This is a genomic window from Streptomyces sp. NPDC058274 (assembly GCF_042881375.1).
Lineage (GTDB): Bacteria > Actinomycetota > Actinomycetes > Streptomycetales > Streptomycetaceae > Streptomyces.
Window position 1 is genome coordinate 349,231 of the sequence record NZ_JBHVXW010000003.1, and the last position, 23,750, is coordinate 372,980.

22 protein-coding genes are annotated in these 23,750 nt (G+C 71.4%); 14 read left to right on the forward strand and 8 right to left on the reverse strand.

What is annotated here, in order from left to right; translation table 11 throughout:
- Positions 1-23 precede the first annotated feature (23 nt).
- A complete protein-coding gene (locus ACFVYF_RS08810) occupies positions 24-869 on the forward strand; it encodes a polysaccharide deacetylase family protein (protein WP_389452937.1) in 846 nt (281 codons plus the stop codon).
- Positions 870-957: 88 nt separating this feature from the next.
- On the opposite strand, the gene ACFVYF_RS08815 is transcribed toward ACFVYF_RS08810, so the two are convergent.
- Complete coding sequence (locus ACFVYF_RS08815; RefSeq protein WP_389452940.1) at positions 958-1,623, reverse strand: class F sortase; 666 nt, start codon at positions 1,621-1,623, stop codon at positions 958-960.
- Positions 1,624-1,956: 333 nt separating this feature from the next.
- Here ACFVYF_RS08815 and ACFVYF_RS08820 point away from each other — a divergent pair, with 333 nt between their 5' ends.
- Positions 1,957-2,448 carry a hypothetical protein gene (locus ACFVYF_RS08820; RefSeq protein ID WP_389452942.1) on the forward strand — a complete coding sequence of 164 codons (492 nt, stop codon included), beginning with the start codon at positions 1,957-1,959 and terminating at the stop codon, positions 2,446-2,448.
- Positions 2,449-2,538: 90 nt separating this feature from the next.
- Here the strand turns inward: ACFVYF_RS08820 and ACFVYF_RS08825 are convergent, their stop codons facing one another.
- The 3 genes from ACFVYF_RS08825 to ACFVYF_RS08835 all read right to left on the reverse strand — a co-directional run bounded on the left by ACFVYF_RS08825 (position 2,539) and on the right by ACFVYF_RS08835 (position 4,204).
- Positions 2,539-3,072 carry a hypothetical protein gene (locus ACFVYF_RS08825; protein ID WP_389452945.1) on the reverse strand — a complete coding sequence of 178 codons (534 nt, stop codon included), beginning with the start codon at positions 3,070-3,072 and terminating at the stop codon, positions 2,539-2,541.
- A gap of 223 nt (positions 3,073-3,295) precedes the next feature.
- Positions 3,296-4,060 carry a hypothetical protein gene (locus ACFVYF_RS08830; protein WP_389452947.1) on the reverse strand — a complete coding sequence of 255 codons (765 nt, stop codon included), beginning with the start codon at positions 4,058-4,060 and terminating at the stop codon, positions 3,296-3,298.
- Positions 4,061-4,075: 15 nt separating this feature from the next.
- The gene (locus tag ACFVYF_RS08835; protein WP_389452949.1) at positions 4,076-4,204 is read right to left on the reverse strand and encodes a hypothetical protein; all 129 of its coding nucleotides are present in this window, start codon (positions 4,202-4,204) and stop codon (positions 4,076-4,078) included.
- A 711-nt stretch (positions 4,205-4,915) separates the two neighbouring features.
- On the opposite strand from ACFVYF_RS08835, the gene ACFVYF_RS08840 reads away from it, so the two are divergent.
- The 3 genes from ACFVYF_RS08840 (at position 4,916) to ACFVYF_RS08850 (ending at position 9,178) form a co-directional block, all read left to right on the forward strand.
- Positions 4,916-5,854, forward strand: a complete 939-nt coding sequence (locus tag ACFVYF_RS08840; RefSeq protein WP_389452952.1) for an SCO0930 family lipoprotein — start codon at positions 4,916-4,918, stop codon at positions 5,852-5,854.
- A gap of 379 nt (positions 5,855-6,233) precedes the next feature.
- The gene (locus ACFVYF_RS08845) at positions 6,234-7,046 is read left to right on the forward strand and encodes an SAM-dependent methyltransferase (RefSeq protein WP_389452955.1); all 813 of its coding nucleotides are present in this window, start codon (positions 6,234-6,236) and stop codon (positions 7,044-7,046) included.
- The gene (locus tag ACFVYF_RS08850) at positions 7,043-9,178 is read left to right on the forward strand and encodes a putative bifunctional diguanylate cyclase/phosphodiesterase (protein ID WP_389452958.1); all 2,136 of its coding nucleotides are present in this window, start codon (positions 7,043-7,045) and stop codon (positions 9,176-9,178) included. The genes ACFVYF_RS08845 and ACFVYF_RS08850 overlap by 4 nt, the downstream gene beginning before the upstream one ends.
- Before the next feature lie 110 nt (positions 9,179-9,288).
- Here ACFVYF_RS08850 and ACFVYF_RS08855 read toward each other — a convergent pair whose 3' ends face one another.
- On the reverse strand, positions 9,289-10,173 hold the full coding sequence (locus ACFVYF_RS08855; RefSeq protein ID WP_389452961.1) for a LysR family transcriptional regulator: 885 nt from the start codon (positions 10,171-10,173) through the stop codon (positions 9,289-9,291).
- A gap of 119 nt (positions 10,174-10,292) precedes the next feature.
- Here ACFVYF_RS08855 and ACFVYF_RS08860 point away from each other — a divergent pair, with 119 nt between their 5' ends.
- The 5 genes from ACFVYF_RS08860 (at position 10,293) to ACFVYF_RS08880 (ending at position 15,845) form a co-directional block, all read left to right on the forward strand.
- Positions 10,293-10,964: a succinate dehydrogenase gene (locus tag ACFVYF_RS08860; protein ID WP_389453610.1), complete on the forward strand. Its 672-nt coding sequence runs from the start codon at positions 10,293-10,295 to the stop codon at positions 10,962-10,964.
- Positions 10,964-12,913 (forward strand): fumarate reductase/succinate dehydrogenase flavoprotein subunit, encoded by a 1,950-nt coding sequence (locus tag ACFVYF_RS08865; RefSeq protein WP_389452964.1) that lies wholly within the window; start codon positions 10,964-10,966, stop codon positions 12,911-12,913. The genes ACFVYF_RS08860 and ACFVYF_RS08865 overlap by 1 nt, the downstream gene beginning before the upstream one ends.
- Positions 12,910-13,659, forward strand: a complete 750-nt coding sequence (locus tag ACFVYF_RS08870) for a succinate dehydrogenase/fumarate reductase iron-sulfur subunit (RefSeq protein WP_389452967.1) — start codon at positions 12,910-12,912, stop codon at positions 13,657-13,659. The genes ACFVYF_RS08865 and ACFVYF_RS08870 overlap by 4 nt, the downstream gene beginning before the upstream one ends.
- 324 nt (positions 13,660-13,983) lie before the next feature.
- The gene (locus ACFVYF_RS08875; RefSeq protein ID WP_389452970.1) at positions 13,984-14,754 is read left to right on the forward strand and encodes a GNAT family N-acetyltransferase; all 771 of its coding nucleotides are present in this window, start codon (positions 13,984-13,986) and stop codon (positions 14,752-14,754) included.
- Between the two features lie 92 nt (positions 14,755-14,846).
- On the forward strand, positions 14,847-15,845 hold the full coding sequence (locus ACFVYF_RS08880) for a lysophospholipid acyltransferase family protein (RefSeq protein WP_389453613.1): 999 nt from the start codon (positions 14,847-14,849) through the stop codon (positions 15,843-15,845).
- A 59-nt stretch (positions 15,846-15,904) separates the two neighbouring features.
- Here ACFVYF_RS08880 and ACFVYF_RS08885 read toward each other — a convergent pair whose 3' ends face one another.
- Positions 15,905-18,265, reverse strand: coding sequence for an ATP-binding cassette domain-containing protein (locus ACFVYF_RS08885; RefSeq protein ID WP_389452973.1), 2,361 nt, complete (start codon positions 18,263-18,265; stop codon positions 15,905-15,907).
- Positions 18,266-18,303: 38 nt separating this feature from the next.
- On the reverse strand, positions 18,304-19,299 hold the full coding sequence (locus ACFVYF_RS08890; RefSeq protein ID WP_389452976.1) for an LLM class flavin-dependent oxidoreductase: 996 nt from the start codon (positions 19,297-19,299) through the stop codon (positions 18,304-18,306).
- A 246-nt stretch (positions 19,300-19,545) separates the two neighbouring features.
- Between ACFVYF_RS08890 and ACFVYF_RS08895 the strand changes: the two genes are divergently transcribed.
- From ACFVYF_RS08895 to ACFVYF_RS08905, 3 genes are read left to right on the forward strand one after another with little or no spacing between them, the layout of a single operon-like run.
- Positions 19,546-20,556 (forward strand): permease, encoded by a 1,011-nt coding sequence (locus ACFVYF_RS08895; protein WP_389452978.1) that lies wholly within the window; start codon positions 19,546-19,548, stop codon positions 20,554-20,556.
- A complete protein-coding gene (locus tag ACFVYF_RS08900) occupies positions 20,553-21,425 on the forward strand; it encodes a TIGR03943 family putative permease subunit (protein WP_389452981.1) in 873 nt (290 codons plus the stop codon). Before ACFVYF_RS08895 ends, ACFVYF_RS08900 begins: the two co-directional genes overlap by 4 nt.
- Positions 21,426-21,452: 27 nt before the next feature.
- Complete coding sequence (locus ACFVYF_RS08905; protein ID WP_389452984.1) at positions 21,453-21,941, forward strand: hypothetical protein; 489 nt, start codon at positions 21,453-21,455, stop codon at positions 21,939-21,941.
- Positions 21,942-21,986: 45 nt separating this feature from the next.
- Here the strand turns inward: ACFVYF_RS08905 and ACFVYF_RS08910 are convergent, their stop codons facing one another.
- The gene (locus ACFVYF_RS08910; RefSeq protein ID WP_389452986.1) at positions 21,987-22,202 is read right to left on the reverse strand and encodes a dodecin; all 216 of its coding nucleotides are present in this window, start codon (positions 22,200-22,202) and stop codon (positions 21,987-21,989) included.
- Between the two features lie 206 nt (positions 22,203-22,408).
- Here ACFVYF_RS08910 and ACFVYF_RS08915 point away from each other — a divergent pair, with 206 nt between their 5' ends.
- Positions 22,409-23,683 (forward strand): extracellular solute-binding protein, encoded by a 1,275-nt coding sequence (locus ACFVYF_RS08915; RefSeq protein WP_389452989.1) that lies wholly within the window; start codon positions 22,409-22,411, stop codon positions 23,681-23,683.
- Positions 23,684-23,750: the final 67 nt, after the last annotated feature.

The following is a 23,750-nucleotide window of genomic DNA, read 5'->3' on the forward strand; positions in this document are numbered from 1 at the left end:
GTCAAATGGGCGACTGATGAGTCATGAAAAAGGATCAGCTGCTCACGCGGCGCCGGGCGCTGCTCGCCGGCGCCGCCGTGCTCGGTGCGGCCGGGGCGGCGGGCACGGCCCGTCTGCTCACCGCCGACCCGGCCGCACCCCCGGTGCGGCAAACCGCCCCGGTCCCGGGTCCTCAGGCGCGCCGCGTGCTGAAGCCCTCCGCGTACCGCCTCCAGCCCATCGCCGGATACGGCGCCCCGCACCACACGCCCGCGAAGACCCTCGTCCGGCACGAGCCGTTCCTGCGCATGGCCGGGCGCGGCCGCAGCATGGTGCTCACCTTCGACGACGGACCCGACCCGCGGTACACCCCCGACATCCTGCGCACCCTGCGGCAACACGACGTCCGGGCGATGTTCTTCGTGTGCGGGGAGATGGCCGTCGACAACAAGGACCTGTTGCGCGAGATGGCCGACGACGGGCACATCGTGGGCAACCACACCTGGACCCACCCGCTGCTGACCCAGCTCTCCCGCTCGAAAATCCGCTCCGAGATGGAGCGCACCTGCGAGGTCATCGACGACGCCTACGGCGAGCCGCCGGTCTGGTTCCGCGCCCCCTACGGCGCCTGGAACCGGGCGGCCTTCCAGCTCGGCTCGGAGATGGGCATGGAGCCCCTGGCGTGGACGGTCGACACGCTCGACTGGACGACCCCGGGGACCCGCACCATCGTCGACCGCGTCGAGCACGGCGCCGCGCCCGGTGTCGTGGTGCTCTCGCACGACGCGGGCGGCGACCGCTCGCAGAGCGTACGGGCGCTGCGCGACTATCTTCCGGAGCTGCTGGATTCCGGCTATCACATCACCGTGCCGCGGCGGCAATTCACCTAGAAATCCGGTCACGACATCTGCGGTGCCCGGGCGGCTTCCATCGGCCCGGGCGCACCGGACGGGCCGCGCCCGCCCGGTCGGGGTGCGCTCAGCGCACCTCGAGCAGGCGGGCGAACACCACCACGTTTCCGTCGTAGCCGTGCTGCTTGGAGAAACCGCCACCGCAGGTGATGACCCGCAATTCCGGGGTTCCCTTGTTTCCGTAGACACGATCACCGGGGAAGGTGGACTTCGCGAAGACCTCGATCCCGTAGATCTCGAATACGGCGGTCTTCCCGTCCTTGCGCTGGACCTCGACCCGGTTTCCCTTCTTCAGCGCACCGAGCCCGTAGAAGACGGCCGGCCCGAGTCTGTTGTCCACATGGCCGACGACCACGGCCGTGCCCTTCTCGCCGGGCGAGACCGCGCCGGTGTACCAGCCCGCGAGATTCGGGTCGTCCGGCGGCGGCGCGTCGACCCAGCCGTCCGCGTCCAGACCGACGGGCATGACGGGGGCGTCGACCTGGATCGCGGGGATCCTCACCCGGTCGACCACGGAGTACGGCAGCGGCTGCGGCGCGCTCTTGGCGAAGGTGCCGGTCCGGGCGTGGGTGTCCGCGGCGGCCGCGGACGCCGGCTGCGGCGGCCCGACGTCGAACTCCCCCGAACCATTCCGAATGAGAGCGAGGCCGGTCAGCAGAACAAGCGCTATCACGCCCCACGGCGCGCGCTTCTTCTGCTGCTCCTCCTCTTCGGCAAGCTCGGACGCGTACATTCGCAATCCCCTCTCGACGCGGCCGTCGCCGCGTCCGTCGCGCATATGAGAACGCTAAGCGCACCCTGCCGGGCAGGCGACGGGGGAAGGTGCGAACGGGTGGTGGCGGGTATCCGGCGTGCGCCATCCGAGTTGCCGGGGGCAGGAAATTTTCTGACGGTCCGTGACCTGCGGCAATATCCGATTGAATGTAATTATCCCGGCGTGTCTTCTCACCAGGACGGACCATTCCCGAAATGCGGCTCTGTGCAGGGCATCTGAGGGTCTGTCTGGGAGGCGTTTCTCGCCGATCGACCGGGGACGGTTCCCGGGGCGCCTTCCGCGGAGGATCACATGCGTACAACTCGTGCCCTGGCGGTTTCTGCCGTCGCGGCCGCGGTCGTGGGGCTCGCAGCCCCCGCGGCCTCGGCGTGGGACAGTCCGAGCAACATCGTCGCCATGCCCAGCGTCATCGCGCAGGGTGGCCAACTCACCGTCACGGTCGACGGCTCTTCCTGCCAGATGCGTGACAGCACCGTCTCCTCGCCGGTGTTCCCCACCACACCGCTGCGCCGCGTCAGCGGCAACACGGCCAGCGCCACGGTCACCATCGACCGCAACGCGCGACCGGGCTCGTACGACATCACGGCCCGCTGCGGTGAGAACCGCAGCCTGACCCGGCCCGCCGCCTTCACCGTCATCGGCGGTGTCCGCGGTGGTCTCGGTGGCAGTACCTCCAGCGGTGCCACGCCCACCGACATGGCGATCGGCGGCGGCCTCGTGGCCACGGCCGCCGTCGGGGGCGGGGTGTTCTGGATGCGCCGCAGGTCCGAGAAGAGGGCCTGACGCGCCGCCCTTTCGGAGAACGCACGTGACAGCCCTTGGCCCCGGACCCTCCTGAGAGGGTCCGGGGCCAAGGGCTGGGTGCGCCGCGGGTCAGGAGTCGCCCGGGGTGCTCCTGCGGCGCGACATGTACCAGGCCGCGCCGACGGAACCCGCGATGAGCGCGGCACCGAGGCCGATCTCGTGGAGATCGAAGCCGGCGACGCTGCCACCCACGCCCGCGCGCACACCGCGCTGCACGGGAGCCGGCGTGTGGGTCGGATTGTTCGGGCGGCCGCCGGCGATGCTGATGTCCGTGTGGCCGCTCGCGCCGTCACAGGTGAACGTCACCTGGTAGACGGCACCCGGTTTGGCGTCCCAGTCGACCGTGGCCGTGGCCTGGGACTGCCCCTGCGGGATGGTGACGGTGTCGAAGACCCCCGAGGTGACCGTGGCATGGCCCCGGCAGCCCCCGTCCCGTCTCAGCACCAGCGAGACCTGACCGCCCGCGGCGATGGTCGAGGGCTGGACGCTGAAGCCGAACGGGGTGATGTTGTTGTTCGTGTCGCCGGCGACGGCGGCGGGTGCGGTGAACGTCAGGGCGGTCACGCCCAGCAGTGCGGCCGAAGCGACGCGTATCGCGCGCATGGTGAGCCTCCGGGTCCCCGAGGAGCCTGCCGCGGACCTTTTCCGCTTGCGTCAGAAATGCACCTCGATGTTCGAAACGCTAGGAAGGTGTGGGCGCGGGCGCGATCGCAGTCGCGCGAATGGGGCAAGCATGTGGGCCGCACAGGGGACCCCGTACGTACAGCCGGGGGACGGACACGGCGTGGCGTCCGTTCCCCGGCGGGAGCGTCCTGCTGAGGACCCGTCAACCCCGGGCGTGCGGGAACAGCGCGAGGAACGGCTCCGCGGAGGCGGCGATTCCCCGGCTGTAGGGCGCGTCGAAGTCCCAGATCAGGAAGAGCAGGAAGGCGATCAGGGCGGAGAAGAGGCCGGCGAGGATCAGTTCGCGCGTGGTGCGTCTGATCTGCAGCGCGAAGATCATGCCGACCGTGACCACGGCTCCGGTGATCAGCCCGAACCACACCACGCCCGGCATGGTCGCCCCCGTCGACTCGGCCCGTGCGCTCCTGGCGTCGTCCGCGGCGCTGACCTGGTCGACGAGCGGCTGGTACGCCTGGGCCTCGAAGTCCGTCCTGGGCTGGTAGTCGGTGACGTCCTGGCGGATCCGGGCGAAGAGCTCGGCGCCGCGTGGCGTGACCTCCCCCTTGTCCGCCATGCTCTTCCACTCGGTGGTCACGACATGACCGACATAGGTGTTGACGTCGTCCCGAATGCCGTCACGGACGTCGGGCGGATACACCCGGACCCGCTCCGAGATCTCGTGCAGCGCCTGGGCCTCCGCCTGCACATGGTCCTGCGCGACACTGCGCGCCTCCCAGACGCCGGCGATGGCCAGGCCCAGGACGATGGCGTACACCACGCCGATCATCATCGTCATGTACTCGATCACGTCCGGCGTCTCGGACGGATCCTCGTCCTCACGGGCCGTGCGATGGCGTACGAGGGTCACGGCGAGGACGACGATGCACGCGGCCGCCATCGCGAGGGTGAGAACAAGCCAATCCGACAAGGGTGTCTCCTGGGGTCAGCGCGGACGCAGTGCGGCGACGGCGAGCACCGCGGGCGCGGTGATGAGCAGAGTGAGCGAGACCAGCGGCGGCCCGCCGCGGGGCGGGTGCTTGCGAGGCGAGGAGTGGTACGCCGGATAGGTCACCGGGGACGGCGTCGCCTTCGGCGGCGGGCTCGGCCTCGGCTTGCGCGGGGGCGCGGGGAGGGGTGCCGGCCGCGGCGGTGGTGGCGGCGGGGCCACGAGGCTGGGCCGGGGTTTCGGTGAGTGCGGCGGAGGCGGCGGGGGTGGCGGCTTCGGCCGGGGTGTGGGCGGGGGCTTCGGCGGAGGAGGGGGCGTCGGCTTGGGTGACGGGGCCGGTGTCGGCGTGGGACTCGGGCAGGGCGGCGGAGACGGGGGCGGGCTGCACCAGCCGTCCCCGGCGACCGCCACCGCGTCCACCTCGCCGTCCGGGCCGACCGAGGCGTACGCGCACGAGTCGGCGACCGCATCGCCGGCCGGCGCGCCACCGAGGATCCAGGCCAGCGTGAGCAGCGCCAACACCCTTACGGCGAGGGCGGTTCGGGTCCTTTTGGGTTGATGCACGACGGAGATCATGGGCCCCGCCACCGCTGCGCACGCAGGAGCTTTAACGAAGTGACCCGAAGGAGGGACACGGTCCCTCGGATGGTTTGACGACGTGGGGGCCGGACGGCCCAGGATGCGTACATCTGCGCTATTGGCGACGGGTGGGACACAGGGTTCGTAAAGAAATGTGAGAGCCGGTTGAACACATCGGCGGCCCCCGCCCGTACCTAGGGCCATGAGCGGCGCACTTAGGACGCTGCAACACCCAAGCGATATATAGCGGGAGTTGACATGAAGACCTCCTGGCGGAGCGCCTCACTCGTAGCGGCAGCTGCGGCCGTGCTGGCGCTCACGACGGCGTGCGGTCAGGAACAGGGCACCCAGTCGACGGGGACCCAGAACGTCGGTGCCGCCCCGGCGGCCGGCTACGGGTCCAGCTCCAGCGACGGCTACGGAGCCGATTCCAAGGACGAGCAGGGTTCCGCGGCCAAGGCGGAGACCGCGGGTCAGCTGACCGTTTCCGAGAACGCCAAGGTCGGCAAGGTCGTCACCGACAGCGCCGGCCTCACGCTGTACCGCTTCGACAAGGACACCGCGGAGCCGCCCAAGTCGAGCTGTGACGGGGACTGTGCCGCGACCTGGCCGCCCGTTCCGGCCGACGGTGCCACCGCCGCCACCGGTGTGGACAAGGCGCTGCTGGGTGAGGTCACCCGCACGGACGGGACCAAGCAGCTGACGATCGCCGGCTGGCCCATGTACCGGTACGCGAAGGACACCAAGGCCGGGGACACCAACGGCCAGGGTGTGGGCGGCACTTGGTACGCGTCGGCCCCCGACGGCAAGAAGGCGTCGGCCGTCGACCTGCCGGGTCTGTCCGTCCGCAACGACCCGAAGCTCGGCGAGGTCGTCGTCGACAAGAACGGCATGACGGTCTACCGCTTCCTGAAGGACCAGGCCTGGCCCGTGCCGAAGTCGGCCTGCGCCGGCGCCTGCCTGGAGAAGTGGCCGGCCGTCGCGCCGGTCAAGGCGAACGACACCAAGGGTGTCGAGAAGAAGGGCCTCATGGGCTTCACCCGCCCGGACGGCGTCAAGCAGATGACCGTCGACTGCTGGCCCGCCTACACGTTCTCCGGCGACAAGGCTCCCGGAGACACCAACGGTCAGGGCGTCGGCGGTACGTGGTACGCCATGGCACCCGACGGAAAGCCGGTCGGCGCGCCGAAGAAGTAGAGATCACCTCCCCAGGGTTGATCGCCTCGCACATGAAGCAACGGAACGCGGAAGGGAGCGGACGAAGAAGCAGCGTGCTGGACGAACGGAACAACGCGCGCGACCTCAGGTCCGCCCCCTCCGACCGCACGGAGGGGGCGGGCCCTTCGGCATGTCATGCTTCGGGTCGTTTGCGCACGGACACGTCGCGTTGTCGGCGTGGGACATAGCCGGGCGGGACCGGCGGCGGGTTCGTAAGGTGTCAATTCGGCACGTGCCGGAGGCAGTGACCGGGAACGGATGGTCAATTTCCGTTTTGGCTCGCCCCTTTGGCGGGCGATCAGTAGCCTCAGCTCGAACACCGGATCGCCTAAGCCGTCGCCTACGCCTGGAGAGATTGATGGAGCGTCCCGCCTGGGCTCCCCGGAGCATCGACATCACGGTGCCGAGTGTGTCCCGCATCTACGACTACTACCTGGGCGGTTCGCACAACTTCGAGGTCGACCGGGACGCGGCCCGCAGGGCGATGGAGTTCATGCCGGGGCTCCCGAAGATCATGCAGGCGAACCGCGCGTTCATGCGCCGTGCCGTGCGCTTCGCCGTCGACGAGGGCATCACCCAGTTCCTCGACATCGGCTCCGGCATCCCGACGTTCGGCAACGTCCACGAGGTGGCCCAGACGGTCAGCCCCGGTGCCCATGTGGTGTACGTCGACCACGACCCGGTCGCCGTCGCGCACAGCCAGGCCGTGCTGCAGGGCAACGAGAACGCGGACGTCGTGGCCGCCGATCTGCGCAAGCCCCGGGAGATCCTGGCGAGCCCTCAGGTGCAGCGCCTGATCGACCTGAACCGTCCGGTCGCCCTTCTCCTCGTTGCGATACTTCACTTCGTGGAGGACGCGGACGACCCGTACAGTGCGGTGGCCGAGCTGCGCGACGCCCTCGCGCCGGGCAGCCTGCTCGTCCTCACGCACGCGTCGTACGAGGGGATTCCGCTCCCGCCGGAGCGGGCCGAGGGCACGGTCGACGTGTACAAGAGCATCCGCAGCCCGCTGATCATGCGCTCGCGTGAGGACATCGCGCGGTTCTTCGAGGGGTACGACATGGTGGAACCCGGACTGGTGCCGATGCCGGACTGGCGGCCGGACACGGCATCCGAGGAAGAGGATCCGTATTCCTATTCCGGGTTCGCCGGCGTGGGGCGCACGGCGTGACCGCGGAGCCGGACGGGCCGGAGGACAGACTGCGCAGGTTCGCGACGATCTGGAGCCGGGCGGTCTTTCCGGTCACTTCCACGTCGCTGACCCGGCCGGAGTTCGAGACCCAACTGCTGCCGCTCGCCCGCCGGTTGAGCGAGGCGTTGCGGGCCAGGTCGTACGACGCGGCCGAGGGCAAGGCGCTCGGCGGCGCGCTGGTCGCCGCCCACTGCACGGACCCCGAGGCGCTCAGCCGCACACTCGACTGCGTGGACGCCTATCTGGTCCTCTACTGCGGCGAGGACGGACCCCAGGAGGCCCTGCGGACCCGTTCGGCACGTCTGCAGCACGCGATGGCCGCCGGTTTCGCACAGGCGCTGCGCGAGCGGACGCTGGCCGAGCAGGAGGCCATCTCGCACGCCGCCCTGAACGCGCGCAGTGTGGTCGCCGAGGCCCTGCACGCGAGTGAGGCCCGCTTCCGCGCCGTGTTCGAGGGCGCGGCCATAGGGATCGGCATCGCCGACCTCGAAGGCAACATCCTCCAGGTCAACGGCGCGCTGCTGCGGATGTTCGGCGGCACCGAGCAGTCGGTCCGCGGCCGCCGGGTCAGCGACTGGACGCACCCCGACGACGCGCCCCAAGTCTGGCGCCTCTACGACGAGTTGGTGCGCGGCGAGCGCGAGCACTACCACGTCGAAAAAGCTTTCTACCGGCCCGACGGCACCGCCCTGTGGACCAACCTGACGGTGTCCCTGCTGCGGGACGCCGACGGCCAGCCCCAGTACCAGCTCGCGCTCATGGAGGACACCACCGAGCGCCGGCTGCTCAATCTGCGGCTGCGCTACGAGGCCACGCACGACGCGCTCACCGGCCTGCCCAACCGCACCCTGTTCTTCGAGCGCCTGGAGAAGGCGCTGTCCGCGGGCGAGGGCCAGCGCTTCGGCCTGTGCTACCTCGACCTCGACGGTTTCAAGACCATCAACGACAGCCTCGGGCACGCGGCCGGCGACCGGCTGCTCGTCGAGGTCGCCGACCGGCTGCAGTCCTGTGCGACCGCGCCGGGCGAGATGGTCGCCCGGCTCGGCGGCGACGAGTTCGTGGCGCTGACCACCGGACCCGACACCGAGCGCGAGGTCGACGAACTCGTCGGGCGCATCATGAACGCCCTCGTCACGCCGATCAGCGTCGACGGCCGCGAGCTGACCGTGCGCGGCAGCATCGGCGTCGTCGAGGGGCCGGCCGGCGAGCGGGGCCCCGCGGAAGTGCTGCGCAGCGCCGACATCACGATGTACCGGGCCAAGTCCGCGGGCGGCAACCGCTTCGAGCTCGCCGACCCGGAGGCCGACGCCCGCGCCATCACCCGGCACGGACTGACCACGGCCCTGCCGACGGCGCTGGACCGGGGCGAGTTCTTCATCGAGTACCAGCCGCTGGTGCACCTCGGCGACGGCAGTGTCCGCGGCGCGGAGGCCCTGGTGCGCTGGCTGCATCCGCAGCACGGCGTTCTCGGTCCCGACCGTTTCATCCCGCTCGCCGAGCACACCGGGCTGATCGTCCCGCTCGGCCGCTGGGTCCTGGAGCAGTCGGTCCGCCAGGCACGCGAATGGCAGGAACGACACTCCGCCGCCGGCCCGCTGCGGATCAACGTCAATCTCTCGCCGTGCCAGCTCACCCATCCGGGCCTGGTCTCCGACACGGTCGACATCCTGGAACGCGCGGGTCTCGACCCGGACTCGTTGTGCCTGGAGGTCACCGAGTCCGCGCTGATCGGCGCCGACGACGACCTGCTCAAGCCGCTGCGCCGGCTGGCCGAGATGGGTGTCGACATCGCCCTCGACGACTTCGGCACGGGGTACTCCAACCTCGCCAATCTGCGCCGCCTGCCGGTGAGCATCCTCAAGCTGGACCGCTCCTTCACCCAGGGCATGCAGCAGTTCCCGGCCGACCCCGTCGACCTCAAGATCGTCGAAGGGATCGTTTCTCTCGCCCACAGCCTCGACCTGGCGGTCACCGTCGAGGGCGTCGAAACGGGCGCCCAGGCCGAGCAGTTGCGGATCCTGGGCTGCGACACGGCCCAGGGCTGGTACTACGCCCGGCCGGGTCCGCCGGACCGGCTGCACGAACTGGCGCTGGTGGACGCCACGGGCTGAGGGCGCGTGCATCCCTGGACGCCAGGGTGCGGTGCTCCGTCCGGGGCGTCGCACCCCGGCGTTCGAAGCCTCGCGTTCGAGTCGGCGTTCAAGGTCCGGGACGCCGGGCCTCAGCGCTCCAGCAGCATCCGCTGCAGCTCCCGGGCCGCCCGCGGTGGAGCGACATCGCTGCGGTGGGCCAGGGCGATGGTGCGGTGCAGTCCCGGCCGGGCGAGCGGGGTCACCCGCAGCCCGCGCCCCGACCCGGTGGCGACCATACGGGGGACCACGGCGACGCCGAGACCCGCGCGCACGAAGCCCAGTACGGCGTCCATCTCACCGCCCTCGACGGCGAAGTCCGGTTCGAAGCCCTCCGCGCGGCAGGCGGCCACGGTCAGTTCCCGCAGGTCGTAACCGTGCCGGAACATCACCAGGCGTTCGCCCTCCAGATCCGGGACGCGTACGGTGCGCCGGCCCCGCCCGGGCGCGGGGGCGTCCGGGGACGAGACCACCACGAGGTCCTCGCGCAGCAGCTCCACCGTGGTGAGGGCGGGGGACGGCGTGGGCAGGGGGAGCACGACCAGGGCGAGGTCGAGGGCCCCGCGCGCGAGGTCGCGTACGAGATCGTGCGAGCCGCTCTCCTCGATCAGCAGCCGGATCCCCGGATAGCGGTCGTGAAAGGCCCGCAGCACGTCCGGGACCAGGCCCGTGCACAGGCTCGGGGTGGCGCCGAGCCGGACCCGGCCGCTGCGGAGCTGGGCCAGTTCCTGCACCTCGTGCCGGGCGGTGTCCGCGTCGGCCAGGATGCGCCGGGCCAGCGGGAGCAGCGCCTCTCCGGCGTCCGTGAGGGTGATGTTCCCGCGCGCCCGCAGGAACAGATCCGCCCCCAACTCCCGCTCCAGCGCCTTGATCTGCTGGGAGAGCGACGGCTGCGCGACATGGACCCGCTCCGCGGCACGGGTGAAGTGCCGGGTCTCGGCGACCGCCACGAAGTACTGAAGCTGTTGGAACTGCACGCGGCCACGATAGTCCATGCCTATGGATTCGAGCCGGACCATGTCTTGGACCGATCGGGTCTTTCGGCCCTAGCGTGCTGTCCATGGCTCTGGCAACGCGGACGGACCGACGGCCGTCCTTGACGCGCACCGTGTGGGACAGCTCCGTCGGCAAGAAGACCGTGATGGCCGTCAGCGGGCTGATCATGCTGCTCTACCTGGTCGTCCACATGCTCGGCAATCTGAAGATCTTCTTCGGCTCCGGCGAGTTCAACCACTACGCCCACTGGCTGCGCACCCTTGGCGAGCCCTTCCTGCACTACGCGTGGGCACTGTGGGTCATCCGCGTGGTCCTCGTGGCCGCGGTCGTCGCGCACGCCACCGCCGCCTACCAGCTGAGCCGGCGCGACATCAGGGCGCGCCCCAGCAAGTACGTCCACAAGAAGGCGCGCGCCGACTACGCCACACGCACCATGCGCTGGGGCGGGATCATCCTCGGCCTCTTCATCGTCTGGCACATCCTCGACCTGACGACCGGCACCGTGCATCCCGACGGCTTCGAGGCCGGACACCCCTATCAGAACGTCGTCGACACCTTCTCGACCTGGTACGGCGACACGATCTACATCGTCGCGATGCTCGCCCTCGGCCTGCACATCAGGCACGGCTTCTGGAGCGCCGCGCAGACCCTGGGCGCCGGCAGCCGCGCCCGTGACCGGGCCCTCAAGGCCGTCGCCGACGTCCTCGCGGTGGTGCTGACGGCGGGCTTCATCGCCGTACCCGTCGGCGTCATGACCGGAGTGGTGAGCTGATGACTGCGTATACCGAGTACGAGACCGGTGAGCCGGTCGCCGACACCAAGGCGCCGACGGGACCCGTGCACGAGCGCTGGGACACCCGCCGTTTCGAGGCCAGGCTCGTCAACCCCGCCAACCGGCGCAAGCACACGGTGATCGTTGTCGGCACCGGCCTGGCCGGCGGCTCGGCCGGCGCCACACTCGCCGAACAGGGCTACCACGTCGTCCAGTTCTGCTACCAGGACTCGCCCCGCCGCGCCCACTCCATCGCCGCCCAGGGTGGCATCAACGCGGCGAAGAACTACCGCAACGACGGCGACTCCGTCCACCGGCTCTTCTACGACACCGTCAAGGGCGGCGACTTCAGGGCCCGGGAGTCGAACGTCCACCGGCTCGCGCAGATCTCCGTCGAGATCATCGACCAGTGCGTGGCGCAGGGCGTGCCCTTCGCACGGGAGTACGGCGGCCTCCTCGACACCCGCTCCTTCGGCGGCGTCCAGGTCTCCCGTACCTTCTACGCCCGCGGTCAGACGGGCCAGCAGCTCCTGCTCGGCGCGTACCAGGCGCTGTCCCGGCAGATCGCGGCGGGCAGCATCGAGATGCATCCGCGCACCGAGATGCTTGACGTCATCGTGGTCGACGGGCGAGCGCGCGGCATCGTGGCACGTGACCTCGTCACCGGACGCATCGACACGTACTTCGCGGACGCCGTGGTCCTGGCCAGCGGCGGCTACGGCAACGTCTTCTACCTCTCGACGAACGCCATGAACTCCAACGCGACCGCGATCTGGCGAGCCCACCGGCGCGGCGCCTGGTTCGCCAACCCCTGCTTCACCCAGATCCACCCGACCTGCATCCCGCGCACCGGCGAACACCAGTCGAAGCTGACTCTGATGAGCGAGTCGCTGCGCAACGACGGCCGTATCTGGGTCCCGAAGGCCAAGGGCGACACCCGCCCGCCGAACGAGATCCCCGAGGACGAGCGCGACTACTACCTGGAGCGCATCTACCCGTCCTTCGGCAACCTCGTGCCCCGCGACATCGCCTCCCGCGCCGCCAAGAACGTCTGCGACGAGGGCCGGGGGGTGGGCCCCGGCGGCCAGGGGGTCTACCTCGACTTCGCCGACGCCATCACGCGCATGGGCAGGGCGAAGGTCGAGGAGAAGTACGGCAACCTCTTCGACATGTACGCCCGGATCACCGCCGAGGACCCGTACACCGTGCCGATGCGGATCTACCCCGCCGTGCACTACACGATGGGCGGACTGTGGGTCGACTACGACCTCCAGACCACCATCCCCGGCCTGTTCGCGATCGGCGAGGCCAACTTCTCGGACCACGGCGCGAACCGGCTCGGTGCCTCGGCCCTGATGCAGGGCCTCGCCGACGGCTACTTCGTGCTGCCGTCCACCATCAACGACTATCTCGCGCGCCATCCCCACCGTGACGAGGTGACCGACGAACACCCCGTCGTCCAGGAGCTGGTGGCCGAGACCGAGGACCGGCTGCGGCTGCTCCTCGCCGTCGACGGCGACCGCACCCCCGACTCCTTCCACCGCGAACTCGGCGAGCTCATGTGGGAGTTCTGCGGCATGGCCCGCACCGAGACCGGGCTGCGCAAGGCGCTGGAACGCATCCCGCAGATCCGGGAGGAGTTCTGGCGGCGCATCAAGGTGCCCGGTACCGGCGAGGAGTTCAACCAGTCCCTGGAGAAGGCCAACCGCATCATCGACTACCTGGAGCTCGCCGAGCTGATGTGCCTCGACGCGCTGCACCGGACAGAGTCCTGCGGCGGCCATTTCCGCGAGGAGTCCCAGACCCCGGACGGCGAAGCGGCCCGCAGGGACGACGAGTTCTCCTACGCGGCGGCCTGGGAGTTCACCGACACCGGTGCCGCTCCCGTCCTGCACAAGGAAGACCTGGTCTTCGAGTACGTCCACCCCACCCAGCGGAGCTACGCATGAAGCTCACCCTGCGCGTCTGGCGGCAGCGGAACGCCGACGCCGACGGAGCGATGTCCACGTACGAGGTGGACGGCATCTCGGCCGACATGTCCTTCCTGGAGATGCTCGACACCCTCAACGAGGAGCTCATCCTCCGGGGCGACGACCCCGTCGCCTTCGACCACGACTGCCGTGAGGGCATCTGCGGCGCCTGCTCGCTCGTCATCAACGGCGACGCCCACGGCCCCGAGCGCACCACGTCCTGCCAGCTGCACATGCGGTCCTTCCAGGACGGCGACACGATCGACGTCGAGCCGTGGCGTGCCGCGGCCTTCCCGGTCGTGAAGGACCTCGTGGTGGACCGGTCCGCCTTCGACCGGATCATCCAGTCCGGTGGCTACATCACCGCCCCGACCGGTGCCGCCCCCGAGGCGCACGCGACACCGGTGCCCAAGCCGGACGCCGACTTCGCGTTCGAGCACGCCGAGTGCATCGGCTGCGGGGCGTGTGTGGCGGCCTGTCCGAACGGGGCGGCGATGCTCTTCACCTCGGCGAAGATCAACCACCTCAGCGTGCTGCCGCAGGGCGGCCCCGAGCGCGAGACCCGGGTGCTCGACATGGTGGCGCAGATGGACGAGGAGGGGTTCGGCGGGTGCACGCTGGCCGGCGAGTGCGCGACCGCCTGCCCGAAGGGCATTCCGCTGTTCTCCATCACCAGCATGAACAAGGAGTGGAGGCGGGCCGCCCGGAAGGCCGGGCGGCGCTAGAAAGACTTCGGTTGCGCTTCGGCTGCGGGTCGGCTGTCGCTGGTCGCGAGCTTCCCGCGCCCCTTTGGTACGCGCCGCGGCCGAGGTCACTTGTTCAGAGAACGTTCGCCGAAAAGGGTGCGGACGGGCGGGACCGGGAGTGGTGCTCATCCCCGGTCCCGTCTCGCTTCGCCGGGCACCCCCTGGCATTCAGCATCCCCACATCCCGGCTCCTGGCACAGGTCACGCGTACGCCGCTCGGCAGCGGAAGAACAGGAGCGCACGGACCGAATCGATCCGGTCCGCGCCCGCTCCGCCGAAACGGCCCGTGACCAGGAGAGTGCCATGACCGGCGTTTCCACCCTCGACAGCCCCCCGCTGTCGACCGCTCCCACCCGCTACACCGTCACCCTCGCCCGCGACGAGGCCGACGTGCGGGCCGCGCAGCGGCTGCGGCACGACGTCTTCGCCGGTGAGATGGGCGCCCTGCTGAGCACCCCGGAGCCCGGCCTCGACATCGACGCCTTCGACGCGTACTGCGACCACCTGCTGGTCCGCGACACGGTGAGCGGCCAGGTCGTCGGCACCTACCGGCTGCTGCCGCCCGAGCGGGCCGCGATCGCCGGACGGCTGTACTCGGAGGGCGAGTTCGACCTCGGACCGCTGGCCGGGATCCGCTCCGGACTGGTCGAGGTCGGCCGCTCCTGCGTGCACCCCGACCACCGCGACGGCGCCGTGATCGGCCTCATCTGGGCCGGGCTGGCCCGCTACATGACCGACGGCGGCCACGAGTGGCTCGCGGGCTGCTGCTCCGTCCCGCTCGCCGACGGCGGCACGCTCGCCGCCGGGACCTGGGAGCGGGTCCGGTCCCAGTACCTGGCACCGCAGGAGTACCGGGTACGGCCGCTGCTGCCCTGGAGCGCGGACGGGGTCGCCCGGCCCGCGCGCACCGAACTGCCCCCACTGCTGCGCGGGTATCTGCGCCTCGGCGCCTGGGTCTGCGCGGAGCCCGCCCACGACCCGGACTTCGGCGTCGCCGACCTGTACGTGCTGCTGTCGATGCGCCGGATCAACCCGCGCTATCTGCGGCACTTCCTCTCTCTCGTGCCGGCGTGACACGGCTCCCGTCGGCGGGCGCGGTACGGCTCCAGCGCCGGGCCGCACCACGTGCGGGTGCGCCGCGCTTTCCGCGCCGTGCCGGAGCGGTCGTGCCCGCGGCCGCCGCCGGCAGCGCGTGGTTGCCCAGTGCCCCCTGTTCGCCGCGCGCCTGTGTGGAGGCCGAGGGGTCCGGGGCGGCGCTGGTGCGGGCGGGACTGCGGCTGCTGGGGGTACTGGTGCTGCTCGGTGTGGGGATCGCGCTGATTCCCGTTGTCGCGCGGGTCCCCGCGGCGCCGCGGGAGTGGCTGGTCCGGCGCTGGTGCCGGGCGATCGTACGGGCCGCGGGTGTCCGCGTGCGGATCACCGGCGCGGCCGTCCCCACCGGCGGACTCCTGCTCGTCGCCAACCACATCTCCTGGCTCGACATCCCCTTGCTCGCCGCGGTCCGGCCCGGTCGCATGCTGGCCAAGGCGGAGGTCCGGGAATGGCCCGTGGCCGGGGCGCTCGCGGCGCGCGGCGGCTCCCTGTTCATCGAACGCGACCGGCTGCGGGCGCTGCCGGAGACCGTCGCGCGCATCGCGGACGCACTGCGTGCGGGCGCGGCGGTCGTGGCCTTCCCGGAGGGCAGCACCTGGTGCGGCCGGGCGCAGGGGCCGTTCCGGCGGGCCGTCTTCCAGGCCGCGCTCGACGCGGGCGTCCCCGTACAACCGGTGCGCCTGCGCTACCGGCTCACCGGAGGAGCGGCCAGCACGGCGCCGGCCTTCGTCGGCGACGACTCGTTGCTCGCGTCGGTGTGGCGCGTGGTCTCCGCACGCGGCCTCGTGGCGGAGGTGGAGGTGCGGGCCGCCTTGGCACCGGGGCGTCACGGTGATCGGCGCGGCCTCGCCCTGGCGGCGGAGGTGGAGGTGCGGGCCGCCTTGGCACCGGGGCGTCACGCTGATCGACGCGGCCTCGCCCTGGCGGCGGAGGTGGAGGTGCGGGCCGCCTTGGCACCGGGGCGTCACGGTGATCGACGCGATCTCGCCCTGGCGGCGGAGGTGGAGGTGCGGGCCGCCTTGGCTCCGGGGCGTCACGTTGATCGACGCGATCTCGCGGCCGGTCGGCGGTGACCGGAGAGCCGGAGAGCCGGATCGCCGGATCGCCGCCCTCGACCGTGGCCGCACCGCGGCTACGCGGAAGTCCCGTCGCCGGAGCGGCCGTTGGCCAGGAACGCGGCGAGATAGCCGGCCGTACGGCTCTCGGTCGTCCGGGCCACCTCCGCCGGAGTCCCCGCCGCGACGATCCGTCCGCCCGCGTCGCCGCCGCCCGGCCCGAGGTCGATCACCCAGTCGGCGTCCGCGACCACCGCCATGTCGTGCTCGACGACCACGACGGTGTGACCCGCGTCCACCAGGCCGTGCAGCCGGCTCATCAGCACCTCGACATCGGCCGGGTGCAGCCCGGTCGTCGGCTCGTCGAGGAGGTAGAGAGTGTGGCCGCGCCGGATCCGCTGCAACTCACCGGCCAGCTTGATGCGTTGGGCCTCGCCGCCGGACAGCTCCGTCGCGGGCTGGCCGAGCCGCAGATAGCCGAGCCCCATGTCGAGCAGGGTGGACAGACTCCGGGCGACAGCTGGAGTGTCGGCGAAGAACCCGGCAGCCGCCTCCACGGTCAGATCGAGCACCTGTGCGATGTTCCGCCCCCGGTACGTCACTTCGAGGGTCTCGGGGTTGTAGCGGGCCCCGCCGCAGTCCGGGCACGGAGCGTACGTACTCGGAAGGAAGAGCAGCTCGACACTGACGAACCCCTCGCCCTGACACGTCTCGCACCGCCCGCCCGCCACATTGAAGGAGAACCGCCCGACGCCGTACCCGCGCCGCTTCGCCTCGTCGGTCGCGGCGAACACCTTGCGGACGACGTCGAACAGACCGGTGTAGGTCGCGAGGTTCGAGCGCGGCGTGCGCCCGATGGGCTTCTGGTCGACGGAGACGAGCCGTCCGACGCCCGCGAGGTCCTCCGTGACCTCGCCGATGAGCGTGGACTTGCCCGAGCCGGAGACCCCGGTGACCGCCGTGAACAACCCGAGCGGGAACTCGGCCGTCACCCCGCGCAGATTGTGGCGGTGCAGCGGGCCGACCTTCAACTGGCCCCGGGGCACGCGCGGTTCACGTACCACCGCGGGCGGGCGGCCGAAGAGGAAACGGGCCGTCGCCGACTCCGCGACACCGGCGAGTTCCGCCACCGGACCGCTGTGCAGCACCCGGCCGCCGTGCTCGCCGGCGTGCGGCCCCACGTCGACCAGCCAGTCGGCACCCCGTACGACATCGAGGTGATGTTCCACCACGAACACCGAGTTGCCCGCCGCCTTCAGCCGCGCCAGCACGGTCAGCAGGGCCTCCGTGTCCGCCGGGTGCAGTCCGGCGGACGGCTCGTCCAGGACGTAGACGACCCCGAAGAGCCCGGAGCGCAACTGGGTCGCAAGGCGCAGCCGTTGGAGCTCGCCCGCGGACAGGGTGGGGGTCGCACGGTCCAGGCTCAGATAGCCGAGGCCCAGTTCGAGGACGGGGACGATCCGGGACTTCAGGTCGTCGGTGAGGACGCGGGCCGTCTCCCCTGGTGCATCAAGGGAGTCGGCCAGCTCGGCCACGGGCAGGGCGGCCAGTTCGGCGATCGTGCGCCCGGCGAACGTCACCGCGAGCGCCTCCGCCCGCAGCCGCCGGCCGCCGCAGACCGGACACGGCGCACTCTCCAGGAACCGCTCGGCCCTGGCCCGCAGAGCCGTGCTCCTGGAGTCCGCGAACGTCTTGAGGACATAGCGCCGCGCGCTCATGTACGTGCCCTGGTACGGGCGTTGGATCCGGTCGGCGTCGCGCACCGGGTGCACCGTGACGACCGGCTGCTCGTCCGTGAACAGGATCCACTCCCGCTCCGCGGCCGGCAGTTCGCGCCACGGCCGGTCCACGTCGTACCCCAGAGCGTCGAGGACATCGCGCAGGTTCTTGCCCTGCCATGCCCCCGGCCACGCCGCGATCGCGCCCTCCCGGATCGACAGTGCCGGATCCGGGACCAGCAACTCCTGGGTCGTACGGTGGACTTGGCCCAGACCGTGGCACTCGGGACAGGCACCGGCCGCCGTGTTCGGCGAGAAGGCGTCCGAGTCCAGCCGCCCGGCACCCAGCGGATAGTCGCCGGCCCGGGAGAAGAGCATCCGCAGCGAGTTGGAGAGGTTGGTCACCGTACCGACGGACGAGCGCGAGGTGGGCGTCGAGCGCCGCTGCTGCAGGGACACCGCGGGCGGCAGACCGGTGATCTCCCCGACCTTGGGCGCCCCGGCCTGATGGATCAGCCGCCGGGCGTAGGGCGCGACCGACTCGAAGTAGCGCCGCTGGGCCTCCGCGTAGATCGTCCCGAAGGCGAGCGACGACTTCCCGGAGCCGGACACGCCGGTGAAGACCACCAGCTCGTCCCGCGGGATGTCGACGTCGACGCCCTGGAGGTTGTGCTCACGGGCGCCGCGCACCCGGACGTACGGGTCGTGGGGGCTGTGCATCGGTCGACTCCCGAGGGTCAGGGACAAACCCCACGATTCTAGGCCCTGGTCAGTCCCGCGACCGAGGCCAGCCTCCGGTAGGAGTCCAGCAGCGGCCCGCGCTCGTACGTACTGGTGGTGACCAGCACTTCCTGCGCACCCGTCTCCTTGATCACCGTCTGAAGCTCGTGGGCGACCTGCTCCTCGGTGCCGGCGATGTGGCCGGCCAGCCCCGACTCGTAGAAGCCGCGCTCCTTGGCGGTCATCGTCAGCGCCTCGACGCGCTCGACGGGCGGCAGGGGCGGGAAGGTGCCGTGGGTGCGGGAGTACGCCATCGACCAGGCCTCGGGGACGAGGAGGCGGCGGGCGTTCGCCGGGGTGTCGGCGACCGCGACCGTGCCGGAGATGACGACGTACGGCTCCCGCGCCCAGGGGGACGGACGGAACGTCTCACGGTAGTGATCGATGCCCCGGCGCATCTTCTCGCGGTTCCTGAGGTCGCCGATGACCATCGGGAGCCCGGCCCGGGCCGCGACCGTGGCACCCTCGCCCATGGCCAGGACGAAGGGCGGCACGGTCAGGCCCTCCGCAGGGCGCGCGTGCACGCCGGTCCCGGACGTGCCCCGGAACCAGCCGAGGAGTTCGTCGAGCTGCGCCGCGAAGTCGTCGGCGTCGCCCTTGTCCCGGCCCAGCGCCCGGCGCACGCCGTCCGTGAAGCCGACGGAGCGCCCGAGCCCCATGTCGATACGGCCGGGGAAGAGGGACTCCAGGACACCGAACTGCTCGGCCACGACCAGCGGTTGGTGATTCGGCAGCATGACCCCGCCGGTGCCCACCCGGATGCCGGTCGTGGCCGCCGCCACGGCGGCGGCCAGCACGGTCGGCGCCGAACCGGCGACGCCGGGGACCCCGTGGTGCTCCGAGACCCAGATCCGGTGGTACCCGAGCGCTTCCAGCTCCCTCGCCAGCCGGACGGTGTCCCGCAGTGCCTCGGCCCCGTCGTGGCCCTCCCGGGTGCGGGAACGGTCGAGCACGGAGAAACGGGTGGCTTCCACGCGGGGTCCCTTCTCCTGATCCGTCCCGTGACCGCGGATGTCACGTGATCCCTGTCGTGACCGCGGCTGTCACGGTCTTTGTCATGGCCGCCGCAGTCACGCGGCAGGCCTCCTGCTACAACACTCCTGAACTCTCCTGGCTTCCACGATCGCCCGAACTCGCGATGAGCAACGGCGCCCGCCCGGGCGTACTGAAGGCGGAGGGGAATCAGCCCGGAAGCCCCTCGTGCCGGAGGTATCTCGCCCGTGACGACCACCAAGGAACCACCGACGCGGGTGGAACCCCGCTCGGTGGACCAGCCGCAGGGGTGGCAGTTCAGCTCGCCGCTCGTGCTGACCATGCTCCTGCTCCTGGTCATCGTGGCCCAGGGGCCGATCCGCCGGGCGCTCGGGGCACCGGTGATGCAGAGCTGGATGACGGTGTTCGTCGCGGTCGTCGTACAGGCGCTGCCCTTCCTCGTCCTCGGCGTGCTGCTGTCCGCTGTCATCGCGGTGTTCGTCCCGCCGTCGTTCTTCGCCCGCGCGCTGCCGCGCCGTCCCGCGCTGGCGGTGCCGGTGGCCGGGATGGCGGGCGCGGTCCTGCCCGGGTGCGAGTGCGCGTCCGTACCGGTGGCCGGGGCCCTGGTGCGCCGGGGCGTCACCCCCGCGGCGGCCCTCGCGTTCCTGCTGTCCGCACCGGCGATCAACCCGATCGTGCTGACCGCCACCGCCGTAGCCTTCCCCCGCGAACCGCGGATGGTCCTCGCCCGTTTCGTGGCGAGTCTGCTCGTGGCGTGCGTGATGGGCTGGCTGTGGCAGCGGCTGGGCCGCACGGACTGGATGCGCGCCCCGGCCCGGCCCTCGTACGAGGGCCTCGGCAGGGGGCCCGCGTTCTGGGGGTCCGTACGGCACGACGTGATGCACGCCGGCGGCTTCCTGGTCGTCGGCGCGATGGCCGCGGCGACCCTCAAGGCCGTGGTGCCGGCCGGCTGGCTGAGCGCCGCGGCCGGCAACCCCGTGGTGTCGGTGCTGGCCCTGGCGGTCCTCGCGGTGCTGTTGTCGATCTGTTCGGAGGCCGACGCGTTCGTGGTCGCGTCCCTGTCCCAGTTCTCGCTCACGGCCCGGCTGGCGTTCCTCGTCGTCGGACCGATGATCGACCTGAAGCTGTTCGCCATGCAGGTCGGCACGTTCGGGCGCGGGTTCGCGGCGCGGTTCGCGCCGGCCACCTTCGCGCTGGCCGTCCTGATGTCGGTCCTGGTCGGGGCGGTGCTGCTGTGAACCGGCAGGCGCAGGCGGCCGTCCTGTTCCTCCTCGGCGCCGCGGTGCTGCACGCCGCGTTCACCGACCTCTATCTGCGGTACGTGAAGGCGGGGCTGCGGCCGCTGCTGATCCTGGCCGGCATCGTCCTGATCGCGGCCGCCGTCGCCACCGTCTGGTACGAGCTGCGGCGGCCTTCCTCGGGCCGCGAGCAGTCCCAAGGGCAACCCGGGGGACAGGAGCACTCCGACGAGCGGCAGGGTTCAGGGGGGTACGAGCGTTCCGCCGGGCAGGACGAACAGCCTGGTGGGCACGGGGACTCCGGCGGGGGCGACGAACACCCCGGCGGACAGGGGGACTCCGGCGGGCACGGGCACGCCCACCGTGAGCCGCGTATCTCCTGGCTGCTCGTCCTGCCCCTGTTCGCGCTCATCCTGGTCGCCCCGCCCGCGCTGGGCTCGTACAGCGCCGTGCGCACCGGTACGGCCCTGCAGGCGCCCTTCGGCTATCCACCGCTCCCCGCCGGCGATCCCCTCCGGCTCGGTCTCGTGGACTACGCGGGCCGCGCGGCCTACGACCACGGACGCTCCCTCCAGGGCCGGCACGTCGAGATCACCGGCTTCATCGCCCTCGGTGCCGACGGCTCGCCCTATCTGGTGCGCATGGCTCTCAACTGCTGTGCGGCGGACGCCCAGCCCGTCAAGATCGGCCTGTCCGGGCACATCCCGCCCGTCCTGCAGCCCGACGCCTGGCTGTCCGTCACCGGCACCTACACCGCCCGGCGCGCCAAGGACCCGGTCAACGGAGGGGTGATCCCGTATCTCGAGGTGAGCGAGGCCCGGCCGGTGCCGGTTCCCCGCGATCCGTACGACGAGAGCTGGAACGGCTGAGCGCGGCGGTGCTTCTAAGGTGGTCGGGTGACGAAGGACAGCAGGCCACTGGCCGTATTCGATCTGGACGGCACGCTCGCCGACACCGCGCACCGGCAGCGGTTCCTGGAGCGCACCCCACGGGACTGGAACGCGTTCTTCGCGGCCGCCCCGGACGATCCGCCGCTGGCCGAGGGCGTGGCGCTGGCGCTGAAGAGCGCCGAGGAGTGCGAGGTCGTCTATCTCACCGGCCGCCCCGAGCGCTGCCGGCGGGACACCGTCGACTGGCTCGCCGCCCAGGGCCTGCCCGGGGGAACGATCTGGATGCGGCGGAACGACGACCGCAGGCCCGCCCGCCGCACCAAGCTGGACATCCTCCGCCGGCTGGCCCGTGACCGCGCGATCCACGTCCTCGTGGACGACGACGAGCTCGTCTGCGAGGACGCCGAGCGGGCCGGATTCACCGTGGTACGAGCCCGCTGGGCGGCGACGTCGGCCGCGCTGAAGGAGGCCCAGGAGGGGGAGGGGCGGACCTGAGGGGCCTGCCCGCCGGGCGGACCCGGCAGGCCGCGACGGGTCGCGTCAGTCGCCGTCCTCCAGCCGGAAGCCGACCTTGAGGCCGACCTGGTAGTGCTCGACCTGGCCGTTCTCGATCTGCCCCCTGACCTGGGTGACCTCGAACCAGTCGAGGTTGCGCAGGGTCTGCGAGGCCCGGGCGATCCCGTTGCGGATCGCCTGGTCCACGCTGTCGGGCGAGGTGCCGACGATCTCGGTGACCCGGTACGTGTGGTTGGTCATGCGGGTGCTCCTCTCCACCGTGGCGCCTGTGCCACGCGTCACTCCACGGTGCCCCACGGGGCGGCCGTCCGCGAGACGTCGGAGGCCGCCCGCCCTTGACGGGTCGATTGGTCCATACCAAAATCCAGAACACCCGTGCGAGCTGAACGCTCGTCCCCCCACGTCGGGCTCCCCTCCCTTGTCCGCAAGGCAGAAAAGGACCCCTCGTGAAACGTCGTCGTTCCGTCGTCCCGCTGCTCGCGCTCACCCTGGTCTCCGCGTCTCTGCTCACCGCGTGCGGAGCGCTGCCGGAGGGAGGTGCGGAGCGCCGGACCGTCACCGTGTGGCTGATGAAGGACAGCGCGTCCCGGGAGTTCCTGTCACGGTTCACCGACGAGTTCGAGCGGACGCACGGGGACATCAAGCTCGACATCCGCATCCAGGAGTGGACCGGAATCGGGGACAAGGTGCAGGCCGCGCTGAAGCGGGGCTCGGACGGATCGCCCGACGTGATCGAGGTCGGCAACACGCAGGTTCCCCAGTACGTCGCCGGCGGCGGACTGCTCGACCTGACCCTGGAGTCGATGCGCGACTGGGGCATGGACGACTGGCTGCCGGGCCTGGCCGAGCCGGGGCAGTACCTCTCCCACCAGTACGGCATCCCGTGGTACGCGGCCAACCGCGTCGTCATCTACCGCAAGGACCTGTTCGCGCAGGCCGGGATCAAGAAGCCCCCGAGGACGCGCGACCAGTGGCTCGCCGACTCCCGGAAACTCAACTCCGGCGGCACCCAGGGCATTTACCTGGCCGGACAGGACTGGTACACCCTCTCCGGGTTCATCTGGGACGAGGGTGGCGAGCTGGCGGACGAGTCCGAGGGGAACTGGCAGGGCGCTCTGCAGACGCCCGCCGCACTGCGCGGCATGGACTTCTACCGGCGGCTGCAGGCCCTCGGCGAGGGGCCCGCGAACGCCGACGAGGAACACCCGCCGCAGTCAGGGGTGTTCGCCAAGGGGAGCGTGGCGCAGATCGTGGCGGTACCGGGGCTCGCCCAGGCCGTCGTGCAGGCGAACCCCGCCCTCAAGGACAAGCTCGGGTTCTTCCCGGTGCCGGGCAGGACGGCCGCCGAGCCGGGTGCCGTCTTCACCGGCGGCTCCGACCTCGTGGTGCCCAAGAACACCGACGACCGGCACGGCGCCACCGCAGTCATCGCCGCGCTCGCCGGCGCCAGGTGGCAGAAGGAGCTGGCCCGGACGATGAACTACGTGCCGAACAAGACCACCCTCGCGGGCGCCGTCGCGGACGAGGAGGGGGTCGCGGCCATGGCGGCGGGCGCCGCGCAGGGCCGGGCGACCCCGTCCTCTCCCGAATGGGCGGCCGTCGAGGCGGACAACCCGATCAAGGACTACATGAGCAAGGTCCTCACCGGCTCGGACCCGGCGACCGAGGCCGCCCGCGCCTCACGCCGGATCACGAAGGCACTGGCGCCGGGCGGCGAGTGAACCCCGCCGGTCCGCGCCGGGCGCCGGCCGCACTCGGTCGGCCGCACGCCCGTCGGGCGCCGCGCCC

Bases quoted from the DNA above. Each gene is read 5' to 3' on its own strand.
- ACFVYF_RS08810 (WP_389452937.1), top strand. From the start codon at position 24: ATGAAAAAGGATCAGCTGCTCACGCGGCGCCGGGCGCTGCTCGCCGGC.
- ACFVYF_RS08815 (WP_389452940.1), bottom strand. From the start codon at position 1,623: ATGTACGCGTCCGAGCTTGCCGAAGAGGAGGAGCAGCAGAAGAAGCGC.
- ACFVYF_RS08820 (WP_389452942.1), top strand. From the start codon at position 1,957: ATGCGTACAACTCGTGCCCTGGCGGTTTCTGCCGTCGCGGCCGCGGTC.
- ACFVYF_RS08825 (WP_389452945.1), bottom strand. From the start codon at position 3,072: ATGCGCGCGATACGCGTCGCTTCGGCCGCACTGCTGGGCGTGACCGCC.
- ACFVYF_RS08840 (WP_389452952.1), top strand. From the start codon at position 4,916: ATGAAGACCTCCTGGCGGAGCGCCTCACTCGTAGCGGCAGCTGCGGCC.
- ACFVYF_RS08845 (WP_389452955.1), top strand. From the start codon at position 6,234: ATGGAGCGTCCCGCCTGGGCTCCCCGGAGCATCGACATCACGGTGCCG.
- ACFVYF_RS08865 (WP_389452964.1), top strand. From the start codon at position 10,964: ATGACTGCGTATACCGAGTACGAGACCGGTGAGCCGGTCGCCGACACC.
- ACFVYF_RS08870 (WP_389452967.1), top strand. From the start codon at position 12,910: ATGAAGCTCACCCTGCGCGTCTGGCGGCAGCGGAACGCCGACGCCGAC.
- ACFVYF_RS08875 (WP_389452970.1), top strand. From the start codon at position 13,984: ATGACCGGCGTTTCCACCCTCGACAGCCCCCCGCTGTCGACCGCTCCC.
- ACFVYF_RS08885 (WP_389452973.1), bottom strand. From the start codon at position 18,265: ATGCACAGCCCCCACGACCCGTACGTCCGGGTGCGCGGCGCCCGTGAG.
- ACFVYF_RS08910 (WP_389452986.1), bottom strand. From the start codon at position 22,202: ATGACCAACCACACGTACCGGGTCACCGAGATCGTCGGCACCTCGCCC.